Annotated in this window: 15 protein-coding genes; 3 read left to right on the top strand and 12 right to left on the bottom strand. The window is 37.7% G+C overall.

The window, feature by feature from the left end; translation table 11 throughout:
• Positions 1-8: 8 nt before the first annotated feature.
• From HMPREF2988_RS02030 to HMPREF2988_RS02045, 4 genes are all read right to left on the bottom strand, one after another.
• A complete protein-coding gene (locus tag HMPREF2988_RS02030; protein ID WP_002329193.1) occupies positions 9-251 on the bottom strand; it encodes a hypothetical protein in 243 nt (80 codons plus the stop codon).
• Positions 252-276: 25 nt separating this feature from the next.
• The gene (locus HMPREF2988_RS02035; protein ID WP_070769898.1) at positions 277-609 is read right to left on the bottom strand and encodes a hypothetical protein; all 333 of its coding nucleotides are present in this window, start codon (positions 607-609) and stop codon (positions 277-279) included.
• A gap of 70 nt (positions 610-679) precedes the next feature.
• A complete protein-coding gene (locus HMPREF2988_RS02040) occupies positions 680-922 on the bottom strand; it encodes a hypothetical protein (RefSeq protein WP_002339290.1) in 243 nt (80 codons plus the stop codon).
• A gap of 564 nt (positions 923-1,486) precedes the next feature.
• Positions 1,487-2,431: an AraC family transcriptional regulator gene (locus HMPREF2988_RS02045; RefSeq protein WP_024635189.1), complete on the bottom strand. Its 945-nt coding sequence runs from the start codon at positions 2,429-2,431 to the stop codon at positions 1,487-1,489.
• 221 nt (positions 2,432-2,652) lie between these two features.
• Between HMPREF2988_RS02045 and HMPREF2988_RS02050 the strand changes: the two genes are divergently transcribed.
• Together HMPREF2988_RS02050 and HMPREF2988_RS02055 are read left to right on the top strand one after the other, a co-directional pair.
• Positions 2,653-3,867: an MFS transporter gene (locus tag HMPREF2988_RS02050; RefSeq protein WP_179189353.1), complete on the top strand. Its 1,215-nt coding sequence runs from the start codon at positions 2,653-2,655 to the stop codon at positions 3,865-3,867.
• Positions 3,868-3,888: 21 nt separating this feature from the next.
• Positions 3,889-5,904 carry an alpha-L-rhamnosidase-related protein gene (locus HMPREF2988_RS02055; RefSeq protein ID WP_070769900.1) on the top strand — a complete coding sequence of 672 codons (2,016 nt, stop codon included), beginning with the start codon at positions 3,889-3,891 and terminating at the stop codon, positions 5,902-5,904.
• 82 nt (positions 5,905-5,986) lie between these two features.
• Here the strand turns inward: HMPREF2988_RS02055 and HMPREF2988_RS02060 are convergent, their stop codons facing one another.
• The 5 genes from HMPREF2988_RS02060 to HMPREF2988_RS02080 all read right to left on the bottom strand — a co-directional run bounded on the left by HMPREF2988_RS02060 (position 5,987) and on the right by HMPREF2988_RS02080 (position 11,283).
• On the bottom strand, positions 5,987-7,360 hold the full coding sequence (locus HMPREF2988_RS02060; protein WP_002313768.1) for a PTS ascorbate transporter subunit IIC: 1,374 nt from the start codon (positions 7,358-7,360) through the stop codon (positions 5,987-5,989).
• A gap of 25 nt (positions 7,361-7,385) precedes the next feature.
• Positions 7,386-7,670 carry a PTS sugar transporter subunit IIB gene (locus tag HMPREF2988_RS02065; protein ID WP_002309270.1) on the bottom strand — a complete coding sequence of 95 codons (285 nt, stop codon included), beginning with the start codon at positions 7,668-7,670 and terminating at the stop codon, positions 7,386-7,388.
• Position 7,671: 1 nt separating this feature from the next.
• On the bottom strand, positions 7,672-9,687 hold the full coding sequence (locus HMPREF2988_RS02070; RefSeq protein ID WP_070769901.1) for a BglG family transcription antiterminator: 2,016 nt from the start codon (positions 9,685-9,687) through the stop codon (positions 7,672-7,674).
• 162 nt (positions 9,688-9,849) lie between these two features.
• Positions 9,850-10,155 (bottom strand): hypothetical protein, encoded by a 306-nt coding sequence (locus tag HMPREF2988_RS02075; protein WP_002329195.1) that lies wholly within the window; start codon positions 10,153-10,155, stop codon positions 9,850-9,852.
• A gap of 96 nt (positions 10,156-10,251) precedes the next feature.
• Positions 10,252-11,283 carry a Gfo/Idh/MocA family oxidoreductase gene (locus HMPREF2988_RS02080; RefSeq protein WP_070769902.1) on the bottom strand — a complete coding sequence of 344 codons (1,032 nt, stop codon included), beginning with the start codon at positions 11,281-11,283 and terminating at the stop codon, positions 10,252-10,254.
• Positions 11,284-11,489: 206 nt separating this feature from the next.
• On the opposite strand from HMPREF2988_RS02080, the gene HMPREF2988_RS02085 reads away from it, so the two are divergent.
• Positions 11,490-12,365, top strand: a complete 876-nt coding sequence (locus HMPREF2988_RS02085; RefSeq protein WP_002315027.1) for a MurR/RpiR family transcriptional regulator — start codon at positions 11,490-11,492, stop codon at positions 12,363-12,365.
• A 121-nt stretch (positions 12,366-12,486) separates the two neighbouring features.
• Here the strand turns inward: HMPREF2988_RS02085 and HMPREF2988_RS02090 are convergent, their stop codons facing one another.
• From HMPREF2988_RS02090 to HMPREF2988_RS02100, 3 genes are all read right to left on the bottom strand, one after another.
• On the bottom strand, positions 12,487-13,329 hold the full coding sequence (locus HMPREF2988_RS02090) for a class C sortase (protein WP_002339284.1): 843 nt from the start codon (positions 13,327-13,329) through the stop codon (positions 12,487-12,489).
• Positions 13,330-13,420: 91 nt separating this feature from the next.
• Positions 13,421-15,298, bottom strand: a complete 1,878-nt coding sequence (locus tag HMPREF2988_RS02095) for a SpaH/EbpB family LPXTG-anchored major pilin (RefSeq protein ID WP_070769903.1) — start codon at positions 15,296-15,298, stop codon at positions 13,421-13,423.
• A complete protein-coding gene (locus HMPREF2988_RS02100) occupies positions 15,295-16,716 on the bottom strand; it encodes a SpaH/EbpB family LPXTG-anchored major pilin (protein ID WP_070769904.1) in 1,422 nt (473 codons plus the stop codon). The genes HMPREF2988_RS02095 and HMPREF2988_RS02100 overlap by 4 nt, the downstream gene beginning before the upstream one ends.

Consider the following 16,716-nt stretch of genomic DNA (forward strand, 5'->3'; position numbering starts at 1 on the left):
ACGAATTCCTAAATACGTACAACAGATAACTGATAAACGATTACACCCATGTACCCTGCCAACACAACTAAAAGTACTAACGCTATCACTAATGGAGCTACTTTAGCTCCACCTTTATCAAAGCTATACTTTTTCCTTGTACGCTTTAGAACTGAAAATAAAACCAAGCCAAAAATAATTAACCATAATAAAAAGCCAATCGCACCTAAAATCAATATCCCTTCATTTACGATTGAAATCCCTATATCCATTTGCTCTGCTCCCTCATTGTCCCATCTAAAGTTTTGTTTTGTTATAAACGTTTTTCTTTACTTTATCCGTATCAGTCAATCCTTTTTCGTAATTTTCTTGGATCGTTTTCTTTTGTATTTTATAGGATGCAGCTAACTGTCTTTTAAATCGGCGTTTGTTTTTTCGTATACTGGTGCCTTTTAGATATTCATAGAACTGTTTGACGATAAAAATGAACAGATAGACGGCAAAAAACGTGGACAATCCGTATCGGATGAGATACATAACAACGAAGGTGGCAAAAATACCAGTTCCTTCATTTTGTGCTAAGACAGCAAATTCGCTTAAAAAAGTTATGATAAATGCAAAATTTCCCATGCTTCACCTCATTGTAAATAGTAAATAGTTGCCGTATCATCCTTTGATTTCTTTAAAGAGATAGAAAATATCACTTACGATAGTTTTTATATTGCTGCTGCTTCTGAAAACCCTTATTACCAGGTGCGTTACTCTTCGTACTTGAACTTGCGGACATCTTTTTGCTCAACAGAACAGTTAATAGAATCACGAAAAAAAGAGCACCTAATAACACAAAACGATACTTAGACAAGTACATAGCGAACGCAGAAAATAAATCAGTTTGTCCAACAACGCTGTAAGCAGCTAAACCACTTAACCAAGCCTTTACCATTTTCATCTCCTCCTCCCTTCTTCAATCACATTATCTAAAGGATACAATAAAAGAAGTTTAAAAAAGGAACTGCTTTTTCTTGTTTATGAAAAAACTGTTCCTTCTATATGTTTATTGGAAGATAAGAAATGAGTACACTAGTATCGGATATACCTTATGATATGTACCAAACAAAAGTCTATCTGTCTGACTAACCTATTGAAATGAGTGAATATTATGAAGAATAAGTCCAATGGTTCATCTTGGATAAAGTATGTCTTTTTGAGTGTCCTCTATTTTTTTCTGCCACGTGTCCAATTAACAATGGATTCCCATCTATGGACGCTAATCTTCCAAGTTAGAAAGATCAGCGTATCTATCATCACTGTATGCTTACTAGTGAGTATTTATCAAATGAAGAGAAGGCACAAGTGGAAACAGCCACTACTAAAACATCTATTTATAGCAACTTATCTCCTATATGGTGCCATCAACTTTTTCCTTCTTCTCTTGATTGAGTTTAGTTAATACGCGGGTAAGACTTTGAATAGTCTTACCTGTTTTTTACATGTCAGACTGTTCTTCTTATCGGGTGTTTCTCCATTCATTGGGTGTACATGTTGAATACTTTTTGAATAATTTGAATAAAGAAGTGGTTTGTTTATATCCGATGCGATTAGCAATCTCTTCCAACGAAAAACTCGTTTCTTGAATCAATTCCAATGCAAAGTCAAATTTTTTTTGTAGAACCAATTCTTGAAAAGAAGCATCAAAATACATTTTCAATTTATTACTAAGGTAGACCGGATTGTAGCCAAAATGAGCCGCTGTTTCTTTTAACGTACAAGAAGTAAAATGCTTATCGATATAATCCAATATACCAAGCATCTCGTTTTCTGCGTATCCATCTGCTGACGAAAAGGTTTGCTGTTCTAATAAATGAGTCAATTCGATTAGTAGTAGTGATATATATAGGTTTAGTGAACGGATTTTATGACTGTATGTATCAAAATAAATCAACAGCATATTTTCAATCAAATGCGTCAAACGACTCGCTTTTCCGCCATGAAAATGAATGAATTGCGTATGTTCTCCCTTTTCTTTTGCCGCATTGATCAAAAAAGAAGAAAGCAGATTATTGGTGCTTGCCAAATGGTTCAATATTTCTGTAGATAAGGTCTCTTCCTTTAATAAGATGTTGATTAAAATATCCTCTTGACCTGTGTATTCAATTCTTTGAGTAGCTTCTTTATCAATGATTACCACGTCACTTTCTTCCATATCCACTCTTTCTCCATTGATGACCTGTGAGCATCTTCCGCTATACATATAATTGATTTCAACAAAATCATGTGTATGCTCAGGAACTTCCGCATATCGACGGTGTTTACTGATATGAATATTTCCGTTTTGAAATAAATCTCCTCGGTGGATTTTTGGTGGTGTCTGAAGATGATAAGCTAAGTTTAAGTCATTGACATTCTTTCCTTGTTCACGCTGCAGAGTTTCGATTGATTCTTCATTACGCAAAAAAGTGTCTAATTCAGCTAGTTCCAATTGACTTCCTCCTTCTTGTAAGCAGTTTCTTTCGCTTATTAGTTTACGCTGTACTGCAATTATATGCAAAGCTATTTTGGTTTTCACAAAGACTTTCTATGGTTGGGACATGAATTTCCTGTGGTTCCGCTATTGAGTGAAGAGCTACTTCATACTATATTTTTGATAAGCGATTACAAAAAAGTGAAAGGGATATGTGTATGAATAAAAAAATGATGAAATTTTCTCTACTGTCAGTCTCTCTTATTTTGACTTCTGCTGGTGCGGTCACATCAGCGATTCCCAGTATGTCAGCTACTTATGCCACGCGTTCTTTATCTGCTGTTGAATTATTAACGACTGCTCCATCTTTTATGGTCACTATTTTCGTTTTGTTTAGTAGTTTTATTGCTAGGAGAATCGGACAAAAACAGACTGTGATCATCGGGTTAGTGATTGCATCGATTTGTGGTGTCCTCCCCCTCTTCTCGCAAAGTTACAGTATCGTCTTAGCTTCACGAGCTGGGCTAGGCATTGGCTTCGGATTGATCAATTCTTTGGCAGTCAGCATGATTGCTGCCTTTTATCACGGAGATGAACGTGCATCTATGATTGGTTTTCAAAGTGCATTTCAGGGATTTGGTGCAGCTCTAATGACATTTGTTGCAGGACAACTAGTACAGTTCGGCTGGCAATATACTTTTTTAGTCTACGCCATCAGCTTACCTATTTTAATCTTGTTTGTTTTGTTTGTTCCTAGACCTGAAACAACTGAGATTCAAGTACAAGGCACAGCTTCAGCAAGACAAGTAATCAAAACAAATCCCAAAATGATTAGTTATGGTATTTTTCTCTTACTGATCATCGTGGTATATAATGCTGTCTCAATCAAATTAGCCACAGTCTTGACGACCTATTCTCTAGGAGACGAAACCAATGCAGCGAATATCTTGACCATCATGCAGTTGGCAAGTATGGCCGCCGGAGTTTGTTTTGGCTGGCTTCAGGCAAAAGCACATCGTTATATGCTTACTCTTTCTTTACTACTGATGGGTATTGGCTTTGTATTGATTGCCAGTGCCATGAATCTGTATGTGATTGGATTTGGCGCGATTTTAACTGGGATTTCTTTTTCGTTATTCATTCCTTATTTATTCAACCAAGTGAGTATCCAAGCGCCTAAGCATGCGGAGAGTTTCAATACTTCGATCTTACTAGTTGGCGCTAATTTAGGCACTTTCATTGCACCATATGGTTTGCTTTTTCTCTCTTTTGTTTCTCTTGGAAGTAAGACACTTGCTGTTTTCGTTAATGGCAGTATCTTGCTGTTGATTAGCGCGCTTGTTAGCGTTCTAGTGGTATACAGGACGAATAGAAAGACAGTGATAAGAGTAGATGAAGAAATAAAAGAACAATTGACAACAAAATAATTTTGATGGAGGTCGCGCAAAATGACAAATGAAAAATCACAAAATAGATGGCTTTGGTATCCTGGAGACTTTGAGATCCGCCATGGACTGCTACAAAATTTCCAACGAGAAGAACGAGGTTTCGACTGGCCGGCGTACTGGTACATGGATGATTGTCATCGGAATGTCAAGTTTAAGAGATATTACTTTCTTGATCATCCTTCCATGTTCAAAGTGACGATCCAAGGAGTTGGGTACGTAGAAATTAATGGGCAAAAGCATCCATGTGGAAAATGGCTGACTTGTCCGGCTGGTAAAGTAAAAATCCGGATCTTCGTTGGACATACATCTGGGCTACCAGCGATGTTTATCGAGGGAGATGAAATAAAATCAGATATCGGCTGGACAGCAAGCAACTTTATTGAAGAATACCCAGCTGGCTGGAGTCCACTCTATGTCGATATCGCTAAAGATCCAAATCAAATCTATTATCAAAAAGAATGTGTCCATCCAGTTACTGAAACGGAGGTTAATGGAGGAGTCTTATTCGATTTTGGACGAGCAGTGAATGGCTGTGTAGAACTAATATCTCTGGACGATCCTATCGAATCCATCACTCTATGTTATGGAGAGTCCGATGTAGAAGCTATGGATATCGAGTATTGTTACTATAAACAAATTGGAATGACAAGAAAAATGAAAGCTCGTAAACGCGCTTTTCGCTATTTGTTTATACCGGAGGTTTCTACTGGAATGGTTCAACTTCAAGTTTTTCATGAATTTTTATCTCTTTCGAAACAAGCTACTTTTTCAAGCGATTCTTCTTTATTGAATCAGATCTGGTCAGTATCAGAAGAAACTTTCAAGTTATGTAGTGATTTGTTTTTTATCGACGGTATCAAACGAGACCGCTGGATTTGGTCTGGAGATGCGTATCAATCATTTATGATCAATCAATATCTTTTCTTTGACGAGGAAATCAATAAGCGAACGATATTCGCATTAAGAGGACAAAATGAAATCAAGCAACATATGAATACGATTGTCGACTATTCGATCTTATGGCTGATTGGCATCGAAAACCACTATATGATGACGAAAGACTGCGAATTTTTACGTATTGTCTATCCTAAGATGCAATCATTGATGAGGTACTTGATGGAACAAACGAATGAATTAGGGTTTATTTATGGAAGAGCAAAAGATTGGATCTTTATTGATTGGTCTGAAATGGATAAAGAAGGAACGCTTGCTGCAGAACAAGTCCTATTACTGAAAGCCTACCACTCTATGATCACTTGCGGAAATATCTTAGCTGAAACATATGGAGAGGCTGAAATTTATCCTACTGATCTCTATCAAGAAAAATACCAGGTATTGAAACAAAACCTATTTGACTACTTTTGGGATGAAGAACTTGGCGCTTTTATCGATTGCTATGAATCTGGGAGAAGAAATGTGACGCGTCATGCGAATATTTTCGCTGTTTTATTCGATTTTGCTAACAAAGAACAACAGCAATCGATTTTAAAGAATGTCTTGTTGAATGACTCGATCACACAGATCACTACCCCCTATTTTAAATTCTATGAACAAGATGCCTTATGCAAACTAGGACAGACGGAAATCGTCTACCAAACGATTCTTGATTATTGGGGAGGGATGTTATCACATGATGCGGTAACTTTCTGGGAAGAATACGACCCTACTCAAACAGGAAATGAAAAGTACAGTATGTATGGAGATCCTTATGGAAAAAGCTTATGCCATGCATGGGGAGCAAGCCCAATCTATCTTTTAGGACGCTATTTTATCGGTTTGTATCCAACAAAGCCAGGTTATGAAGAATTTATGATACAACCTAATCTAGATTCATTTGAAACACTGAATTGTACGCTACCTATCAAAGATGGAATGATTTCGCTGGAAAAAACAGAAGATAAGATCGTGATTACTTCTGATAGAACAGGCGGAACAGTGAAAATGAATGGTAAAAGTTATCCTCTTCTAGCAAAACAGCCACTTGCCTTAACAATCCATTCAAAAATAAATGCATAAAACAAAAAACTGCTTGCGACCTATCAGAAAACATTCGATCGTCTTCTGATATTGTCCAAGCAGTTTTTATTTTGAAGCTTGCTTAATTCTGTTCTTTAGAAACAATGTTTGTTCTTTTTCCGGCAAAAAGAAAGCTAGATAATACGACAAGTAAAAAGAAAGCGATGATTCCGACTGTCAATGCCATTTGACCGTATTCTCCTAGTTTCCCAAGTACAAGTCCTGGTACTAGATAATCAGTATCGGCAAATGTGGAAGAAGCGATTTTAAGATCTCCTAATACCGGAAGGATAAATAATGGCAACCAACTAATCAATAAGCTATTGAAAGCAGAACCTAATACCGCCCCTCTTCTACCGCCAGTCGAGTTGCCGAAAACACCAGAAGCAGCTCCGCAAAAGAAATGGCCAACTACTCCAGGGATGATGACTGTAGTCTGCAAGCCTATCATGGCAAACATCGATAGCGTTCCTACAAAGAAGCTGACAAAAAAGCCAATCAATACAGCATTAGGTGCATATGGAAAAACGATAGGGACATCTAACGCTGGTTTAGAATCAGGTACAAGCTTTTTAGCGATTCCTTGGAATGCTGGAACGATTTCTGCCAACACCATCCGAACCCCTTGAAGGACGATAACAAACCCTGCTGTAAATGTTCCAGCTTGGATCAATGCAAAGATTACAGCATTATCTCCATTGCTTAATTCTCTTTCAACAAATCCAGGACCTGCTAATAAGGCAAGTGCGACATATACGATTGACATCAAGAGCATGATCGATACAGTAGAATCTCGCAAAAAACTGAAACTTTTAGGAATCTTTATGTCCTCTGTAGAGCGGTCTTTATTTCCAAAGAACTTACCGATCCACCCGCTAGACGCATAACCGATATTGCCGGTATGCCCCAGCGCAACTTGGTTGTTCCCAGTAATGTTCTTCATGAATGGTTGACAAAGAGCGGGCGTAATAGTTAATAGTGTTCCTTCAAAAATCCCTCCTAATAAGATCATCCACACGTTTGCAGTAAATCCAGCGCTTACTAAAATGACTGCTGTCAGACAAGAAACATAAAGCATCGCTTGACCTGTAAGAAAAATAAATTTATATCTTGTGAATCGAGCAAGTAGAATATTCACGATCATCCCTACTAGCATGATCAAGGCAGTAGGTGTGCCGAATTGTTGTAAAGCAATCGCCACTACTGCTTCATTACTTGGAACTACACCTTGGGTATGCAGAGCCGTTTGGAACATCGAAGCGAAAGGGGTTAATGAATTACTGATCAGTCCAGCGCCGCCAATCAATACTAAGAATCCGACAAATGTTTTGATGGTTCCTTGGATCACTTCTGAAAATTTCTTTTTTTGCAGAACAAGCCCAAGCAGTGCAATCAGAGAAACGAGGATGGAGGGCTGACTGACGATTGAAACAAACAAATTCAACAATTTATCCATTGATATTTCCTCCCTTGAATCATTTTTATTCTTTTGACAAGATCTGTTCTACTTTTTCTTTTACTTCATCACTGTCGATGATCGATTGCAACGGCACGAGTTTTTCATCCGGTATAGAGGTAAGTGTATCTTTCAAAGAATGTTCAATGAAGAAATAATCCGCCATATCGCTAGATACACTCCCAACATCCGTATGACTTACTTCGAAATCGTCCACATCTGCTCCAAGATCTGCAAGAGCTTGTTTGATGTTCATCTCTACCATAAAACTTGTTCCTAATCCACTTTGACACACTGCAAAAATTTTCATGTTATTCGTCTCCCTTTTTTATGATTGCTAGTATTTCTTCTTTTGTTGAGGCTTGTAATAGTTCTTGAAGATTTTGTTTATTAGAAAGTAGCTTGGTTAAATTTGCCAACGCCCGAAGATGTGCCTCGTTATCGATAGCGGCTAAACAGATAAATAAGCTGATGGGATGAGCAGGATCATCGATTAGATCAACTGGTTGTTGAAGTTTCAGCAAAGACATCCCTACTTCGTTTACACCGTCTTCCGGACGAGCATGCGGCAGTGCGATGTGGTCGCCGATGTGGATAAACGCACCATACTGCTCCACACGTTCAATCATCGCTTTGATATAACTCTCCTCTATTTTATTCTTTAATAATAGCGGTTGTGCGGCAAGTGTGATTGCTTCTTGCCAGTTTTTTGGTTGATCGGATAATTGGATCATTTCTTCTGTTAATAATTCAGATAGCATAGGACGTTGATCCTCCTTCTTTTCTAAAAGTTTGTTCATTTTACGATTTAAGACTTGATAGAGCTTTTCTTCATCTACACCTTCTTTTAATTCGATATATGGAAGTAGCGCAGCTAGCAATTCTTGAGCAGAAGGCATGGAGAATCCTGGTATCAGCCAATCTCTTTGTACTTGATTGATCAGCTGGTTTTTTTCCAAGTCAGTCATGATTGGTTGTAGGACATACAGTGACTTTTTCTTATTCGTAAGCGTGAGAGGCACAGTAGAAAAAACGATATCGTAAGAAGTTTCATCAACCTCGTGCAAGCGATCAGCTGAATTGGTCTCTGTAAAAAGGATCATCGGGAATAATTGCTGAAGTTCGCTTTTTAAGATCAATGAAGAGCTAATGCCACTTGGACAGACGATCACGGCTCTTATTTTTCTATTTCTCTCTTCTTCATCTACTTTTCTTATTTCTCCGCCGAATAGTATAGTGAAAAACCCAACCTCTTCTTCAGGGATGCTCTTTCCTATCCGTTTTTCTAACGGACGCAATGCTTTTCTTGTCATTTCATAGATGGAAGCATATTGATGTTTGATTTGATCAATCATCACATTAGGCAAATAAAAAGAATAAGAAATACGAAAATAGGCAGGTACCAAGTGATAAAAGACATTCATCAATAATTCACGAAATGAATCAAATTCTATGGCCATCAGGAATTCCATGCGATGGATGACTTCTGAAGAACATTCCAGCAAAAAATCAAGCGCAGGCTCCTGGATATCTCCTTCAACAATGGAGGCTAAGCAAAGAGAGAGAAATAGAATCTCTGACTCTAGATGTTCGGAATAGCCTAAGCCAGTCAATATTTGTCGGCTGATGTCATTGATCGCAAGAGAAGCTAAAAGTTCAGCATCTTTTACCTTTTCTACAGATATTTTTCCGATTCGATTAGTGGTCAAACTTAAATAATACGCTAACTCATCCATTCGATTGGGTGCAAAGCGAAGATCTGATAGAGAGATTGTGTTGTCTAACAAATCTCTGGCTTTTGCATAACAATCAAGAGAGAGCATTGCGGTTAAATACGTGAGACCAAATCTTCCAGCAAGCGATTGCATTAAATGAGCAGTGCGATTTTTTGCTTCCCTTCTCAATATCACTTCTGACCCTAGTAGCCTAAAGCCTGCTTTTCTAGTATATGTCAGCTGACATTCTTCCCCTTCTAATTCCTTTCTTACTTTTTTGATATCCGATAGGACTGTTCCTTTAGAAACCTGAAGAAAGTCTTGAAAATGAAATACAGAAATAGGTATGCTATTCGAATAGACCATCAAATAAAGAAGATCTCTACGCTCTTGTTCGGTGTACACCGCTTCAAAGCGAGTGATATTCACGTATTTTTCTGCCCAGTCGATCGCTCGAAATTTTTTCAGATGGATATGGGTCTCATCCATATATTCGGCAAAGGGAGTTAGTTGGTTGATTGCCTCGTCTATATTTACTTCGATGATCTCGGCTGCTCTTTCTAGACTGATTTCTCTGGGTGTTTTCAGGAGATAACTAATTTTGTAGTTCACAGCGCTGTTCACCTCCTATTTGTATTCTAGTATGATACCGCTTTTAAATCGAGGGTTGTTTGGTACAACTTACAGTTAGATTTTTTTTACGACTGTACCAAACGACCTCTATCGGGTTACATAAAAAAAGCAGGTGACCAAATGGCTCCCTGCTTTTATGAATTAATGATGATCGTGTTTCTTTTTTGAAGTCAGTTCTTCAAATTTTTCTTTGACCTCTTCAACCGCTTTTTCGATATCTTTTTCAAAGTGATTAGGTTCGTTAGGCTCTGATTCTTCTTCTACAGAATTTGAACCAGATAAAGCTGTTTCTTTGTTTTCTGTTTCACCGGAGTTTGTACCAGCTAATGATTCTTCTTTATCTTCTGTTTCACCAGAATTAGTACCTGCTAGAGCTACTTCATCTTCCGTTTTAGGGGCCATTGAACCTCTTAATCGTTTGTGTTTTTCACCATCATAATTTGTCATATTGGTTCCTCCTAGTAATTCTATACTTTTTCATCGTACAATAAGACAGTTTGTGCGTCAAAAAACAAACCCGATTCTTACAAAGATGTCATGTTTTCATCTTTTATTTTCTGATTCTTGAATGCCTTTGATTCCTTCTTCCAAAATTTTCATCTGTAAGATTGTTTCTTCATCTTTAATGACTTTTTCAGCGCCATTGACTAATGTCTCGTAAATGCCTTCGTAGACGCGTCTATAATCACCGACCTCGGAAATCACTTTTTCTTCATGATAATCCCCTTGTTCATCTATATAAGTCAATACACCGTAGTGTTCGGGCAAGTCGATCCCAAAGTCTTCATGATCAGGCATATAAAACATTTTAAGATGTTCTTCTTGCCGATCTTTCGTTTGTTTCACGAACATCCCCTTTTTTCCATAAACGACGAAACTTGGACGTTCTTTGATACGGAAATAGCTGGATTTTATCGAAATTTTCATGTTTCCGTAGAAAAAGTCCAAATCGAAGTAATCATTCATTCGTCCTTTCCCTAATAGTTGACGAACATCATAACGGATATCATCTGGTTCGCCGAAATAAGAAAGAACTTGGTCTACTGTATGACAAGCATGTCCATATAAATAGCTGTTTGCAGTAGAAAATTCATGCGTATTTTCTGGTACTTCTGGTCTGAAATAATCGTAATGCATTTCTACTTCTAAAATATCCCCTAATTTTCCGCTTTCGATTACTTTTTGGACTGTCAAGAAGTCAGAATCGAACCGTCTGTTTTGGTAACATTGGATAAATAGCCCTTTTTCTTTTGCTAATGCAAATAACTCTTCTGCTTCCTTTGACGTTTCTGCAAAAGGTTTTTCTACCAATACATTCTTTCCATGTTCGAGTGCCATTTTTCCATATTCATAATGAAATTGACTTGGCGTAGTAATGACAACTAATTGGATCTCAGGATCATTCCAAAGATCAGATAACTGATCGGTATATTCGATGTCTTCAAATGTTTCCCACACTGGTTTAGATGGGGAAAAAATTTTTTTGATATTGATTTTGTCCGTAAGTTTTCTTGAAAATGGCAAATGATAGCGATTTGTACTCTTTCCATTACCGAGATAAGCGATTGTAAGCATGATTTGTACCTCCTTTTATTGTTGTTTTCAGTATATCTTAGAAAAATATAGAAAGTATCTATAATAGCTATTCTGGCAAAAAAGTTCAGAAAAACATTTGTTATCATTTGGTTTGGTGAAATTTATGTTCAAAGTAAGGTAAAAAATCAAAAAGAGAGTGGCGGAACCAAGCATTTATCAGTAAGATAGAATTTGGAGGTCAGATCATGCTTATTGAAGAAAAATTAACCAAACAAGAGTTGTTTACCACGACAGAGAAACGGATCGCTGATTATATTCGGAGGAATATCGAAGCCGCAGTCTACATGACGATTGAAGAATTAGCAAAAGCTACGTATACTTCCCATTCAGCTATCATTCGTTTATGCAAAAAAATGGGCTTCAGCGGATTTAAAGAATTTCGTTTCGAACTAGGACGGGAAGTTCATCAATTGATTGCCCAGTTTAATCAAACGGTCGATCCTAATTTTCCTTTTTCAAGTGAAGATAACACACAACAAATTGCAAAGAAAATGGCAGATTTGTCGATCCAGTCAATAAAAAAAGCGCAATTGCAGATCGAGCATCAAGATTTGGATCACATCAGTAAAGTATTGAACAACGCACAGCGAATTTTTCTTTTTGCAAAAGGCGATTCCCAAATCACGGCAAGGAAGTTCCAGAATAAAATGGTCAAGTTGAATAAATTTTTGATCTTGGCCGAAGAATATAGCGATTCTTCTTGGAATGCAGCCAATTTGACTAGCGAGGATTGCGCAGTTTTTATTAGCTACAGCGGTCGTATCCATCATTATGAACGGATAATGACCTATCTAAAGCATGTAGGAGCTCCAACATTATTGATTACCGGAAATCAGCATTCAGAAATGGCCAAACAGGCTGATATGTGTCTTGTTATATCGCAGGAGGAATATGATTTTGCTAAAGTAGCGACTTTCTCCTCTCAAATTGCCTTCGATTACGTATTAAATACGTTATTCTCAGTGATATATTCTCAAAATTTTGAAGAGAATATCCGCAACTTGAAAAACAAACAAGAATTGATGCAAAAAGGCCTTCTTAAAGAATATCGGAAAAATTGAGACAAGCTTTCTTTGATATCGTTATACAAATAAACTGGCTGAAGTTTTCTTTTTCAAACTTCAGCCAGTTTATTTGTTTACGCATTGCTTTGAATACATCTATCATAGAAAAGAGACACAGTTACCTTCTGTTTCTTATTTTAAATGTTTGCCGAAAAAGATAAATAAGAAACAGAAAAATCAGTATACTTATAGCTATCAATCCATACAGGAAGAAACGTTTGTTCTCAGATACTTTCTGTACTTCTTTCTGCACTTCTTTTGCATGATAAGGAACGCGATGCCCTCTGACAAGTAAGCGATGACTGTTGATCATATAAGGTGTACAAGTCAGTAGTGTCACGAAATCCTTTCCTTTTTCGATTCTCAGGTCTTTTGTATCAGTTGGTTCTACCGTCTTTATCTGATCGACTTGATAAGCAAGTGTCTGTCCGTTGATCTCGATATAGAAAGAATCACCTAAAGTCAGTTTTGGCAAGTCAGTGAACAACTTTGCTTGAGGCAGTCCCCGATGACTGGAAATAACGGCATGTGTACTTTCTCCCCCAGTAGGATAAGATGTGCCTTCCAATAACGAAGCGCCTTTTTCTAGCAGCACGGTATTTGTTTCGTCAAAAATCGGTAAATGGACATTGATTTCAGGAATCGTCAGAACGCCGATCGTATGTTTTTCAAAATAGGTTTTGTCTGTTTTCACTGGTTCCTTTTTCTTAGTAAAGGGATCAACACCGGGATTTCCTCCTTTTTTTGCTAATTGCTGGTTTTTCTTTGTCATGTCTTTTTGGATTTTGGCCATGACTGCTTCATTTTCTTTTACTGCTTGTTGCTGATAATGAGAGATGATTTGCTGATCCAGGTAGTTATTCAGCGCATCGCTAACGAATGGATAAGCCAAGACGCCTATCCCTGACAGAAGCAGAAGGATCATTAGCAGGTCTAGATAGTTCCTTTTCTTTTGTTTCATTTGTGTTCTCCTTGTGCTGACTAGTTGTTAATAAAAGAAAAAGGAGCAATTGCGTAAGCCACTGCTCCTCTTTCCAATTCATGTACAAAGATTAAATCTGACTATGCTTGCGTCTAGCAAAGTACAATCCAGCAATCAATAGAAGGATCACTCCTGCACCAATATAAAGATAGATTCCCTTACCACCTGTTGAAGGAAGTGTACCTTTGTGTTTATTTGGTATTTTTTCAGGAGAAATCAACTGTCCTGCTGTTGCGTAAGATTGTTCATCGACAGTAAATGCTACGCGGTTTGCCAATGGAACATAATTTTCTGGTGCTTTCGTTTCTTCCAGATAGTACGTGCCGTATTTGAGACCTGTCACATCAACTAAACCGTTGTTTGTGGTTGTAAAAACTGTTGCTGATTCTTTCGTCGAAACCCAGTTGACGGCTTTTGTAGATGGGTCGATCGACAAATAGTTGGCTGTGTCACTCTCTTGATCACGAACGACGAATTCTGCTCCAGCAAGTGTTTGATCTGATGCAACATCACCATCTACTTTGACAAATCGTTTGCCGCCAGTAACGACATCGACTGACGGTGGCGTTTGATCATTTGTATGTCCGTTATCGACATTTGCTTGGTTAGAAAACCCTTTTGTTGGATCTGCTTTTTCGTTCAAATGCATATAGTAAACAAATTTCAGCGTACCACCAGGAGTGAGTGAAGGAATATAATTCGAGTCAACTGAAACCGTGAATCCGTTTGTTTGTTCAGTGACAGAATAATTTGTTGGATCGATTTCTTTATCCCCATCATACAAGACATACGCATACGTTCCTGAAGTTTCATGATCAAATGTCAAAGCAGCGTCATGAGTATCAATGAGTTTGAATGTCGTGTACTTGTTTTGTGTTCCTTCTTTATCAGCGATACCTAAAGGAATATTGACAGAGATCTCATATTGGATTTTTTCTCCGATTGCGACATCTTTTCCATTCAATTGTGGAGTTGTCTTATCGACTTTGGACGTATCATTTTTGATTGTCTTTTCTACAGGAGTTTGACTATTTGCCAAGATCTCAAACGGCGTGTTTGTTTGATTATCAATCATTTCTGCATTATCAGGAGCTTTTACTTCTTCTAAATTATATTTTCCAACCTCTAAATGATTGACGATCAATTGACCTTTTTCAATCGTTGCCTCGGCAAAGTCATTGTTGCCGATATCATAAGAATGACCAGTAATGAAATGTTTGGCTTTCGTTTGATCCGTTGTCCAAGTGTACAATCCATCTGTGACGCTTTGGATATATTTTTTGACGCTTGGTGTTCCTTCTTCTTTAGAAATAATGAATGCTGCACCGTTTAGTGCTTCGTTTTCGGCAGTACCGACTTTGGTCACTTTCAATGTTCCATCATTACCAACTATATTTTTAGGATAGAGATGGATAGTGTCCAATTCTTCTGTCCCGTATTTATAAGAGCCATCTGCTTGTTTGATCATCTCGTATACAGGAAAAGCGAGCACCATGTTTGTGGCAGCTGTCACTCCGTCTTTTGGTTCCTCTTTGATTGTGTAGACTGCATCTTTCCCATTTTGTTTTTTTGGTAAAGATAAAGTCACATTTCCATCCGCATCTGTCGTTCCTGATGCAATTGGTGTACCAGGAGTCAAAGATTGGACTGCTTGTTTTGCTGCATCCACCGACGCTCCTTTCTCCCGTTGCGCATAAAATTCTGTAGTGACGTTATAAACGGAAAATGAAATATCGGCTAATCCTTGGTATTGATCGAATTCACTCATTTCTTTCCCACTGTTTTGAATCAAAGGATCGGGTAAATCAGTCATTTTCTTTTTATGGAGAATGACTTGAGCTGCTGTATCCTCCGCAAACACTCTTTTTGCGCCGAAGCTACTTGTGATTAATGGTAAAATAAGAAAAAGTGCACCTAATATAATGCTTATTTTTTTATGATTTTTCATTTTGTCACTCCTGTTCTTTTTTTAATAAACAACCATATTGCAAGGCTTGCGAACACCATGCCAACAACGACTAGAAGGATGTTTTTCGTTTCGTTTGTTTTAGGAAGAAATGGACGACTATTTTCTTTTTTGTTGACTACTTTCAATCTACCGACAGTCTCTTTCTCCTCAGAGAGGCTAGTTGAAATGGTAAACGGAATTTCTGTTTCACTTAAAATATAACCAGATGGTGCTTTGATCTCTTTTAACCAGTAATCTCCTGTTTTCAACCCGATAATTGAAAAAGCGCCATTTTTATCGGAGGTCAGGTGAAGCGCATCTGATTCATTACTTGTCCACTTGTATCCGTTGGCTGTTCGTTGCAGGTAATTTCCTGCTTTGTTTTTAATAAGGAATACTGCGCCAGCTAATCGTTTGTTTGGTTTATTTGTCTCGATTTTGACAAATTGCTTACTCCCTGTATATACAGAGACTTTCTTTGTGCTGATACCAAAACCAAAATCTAGTGTTCCGTTGTTATTGATTTCCTTGTTCGCCTGAGCTGTACTGTTTAGCTGCATCTGATAAGAAATGGTCAGGTTTTTTCCAGCATATTTTTCTAGCGAAGGAATCGAAAATGCAATTTCAAATCCGTGTGGTTTCGTGTGTATGACAAATCCTTCGGATAGCTTTTGTCCATTCGATGACATCGTTAGACTATTAGGTAAAAACGTTAATGCTCCATCCGCACTATCTGATAATACGAATTTTTGATAGTCTAAGATATTCATAGGGATCGTCGTGTGCAAGGAATAAGTGACTTTGTCACCAATCGTAAAATTATCCCTCGTTTCTTCTAATACCTTTTCAAAAGGAGGATCAGGGTAGTTATTTTCTTCATTTTTAGGATACAAATGGATAGATGAAAGTTCTTGATCGTTTTGTCCATATACAGGTAGAACAACTACCATGTTCTCTGCTTTTTCTTTGACGACTTCTGGTGCTTTGGATTCAAAAAAAAGATACGCTTTCTCTCTTTTTTTATGATCTTTGGCAGGTAGAGAAAAAGAAGCAATACCATCTTCGTTGTTCAGAGTTGCGGTTGTTGCTTCTGCGATAAACGTGCCAGAAGACTTACCGTTTTTTGCGATCTCTGTTTGTGCTTCCTCTACTGTTTTCCCCTTTTCTCGTAAATGGTAAAAAGATTCTGTGACATCATAAACTTGAAATGTGACTCCATTCAATCCCCGATACGTTTGCAATAACTCTTTTTCTTGTCCGTCACTTGGCTGGTTTTCCGGTAGTTGGCCATTTGGAAACAGTAATTTGTGCAAAGTGATCTGGACCATATCTGGTTCTGTTGCTGTTACTGCCTGAGTAAAAGCAGGTTTAAACAGTAATAAGAAGAGACACATACTAAGCCAACCAAGTTTTTTCAT

This window comes from Enterococcus sp. HMSC061C05 (genome assembly GCF_001814765.1).
Lineage (GTDB): Bacteria > Bacillota > Bacilli > Lactobacillales > Enterococcaceae > Enterococcus_B > Enterococcus_B lactis.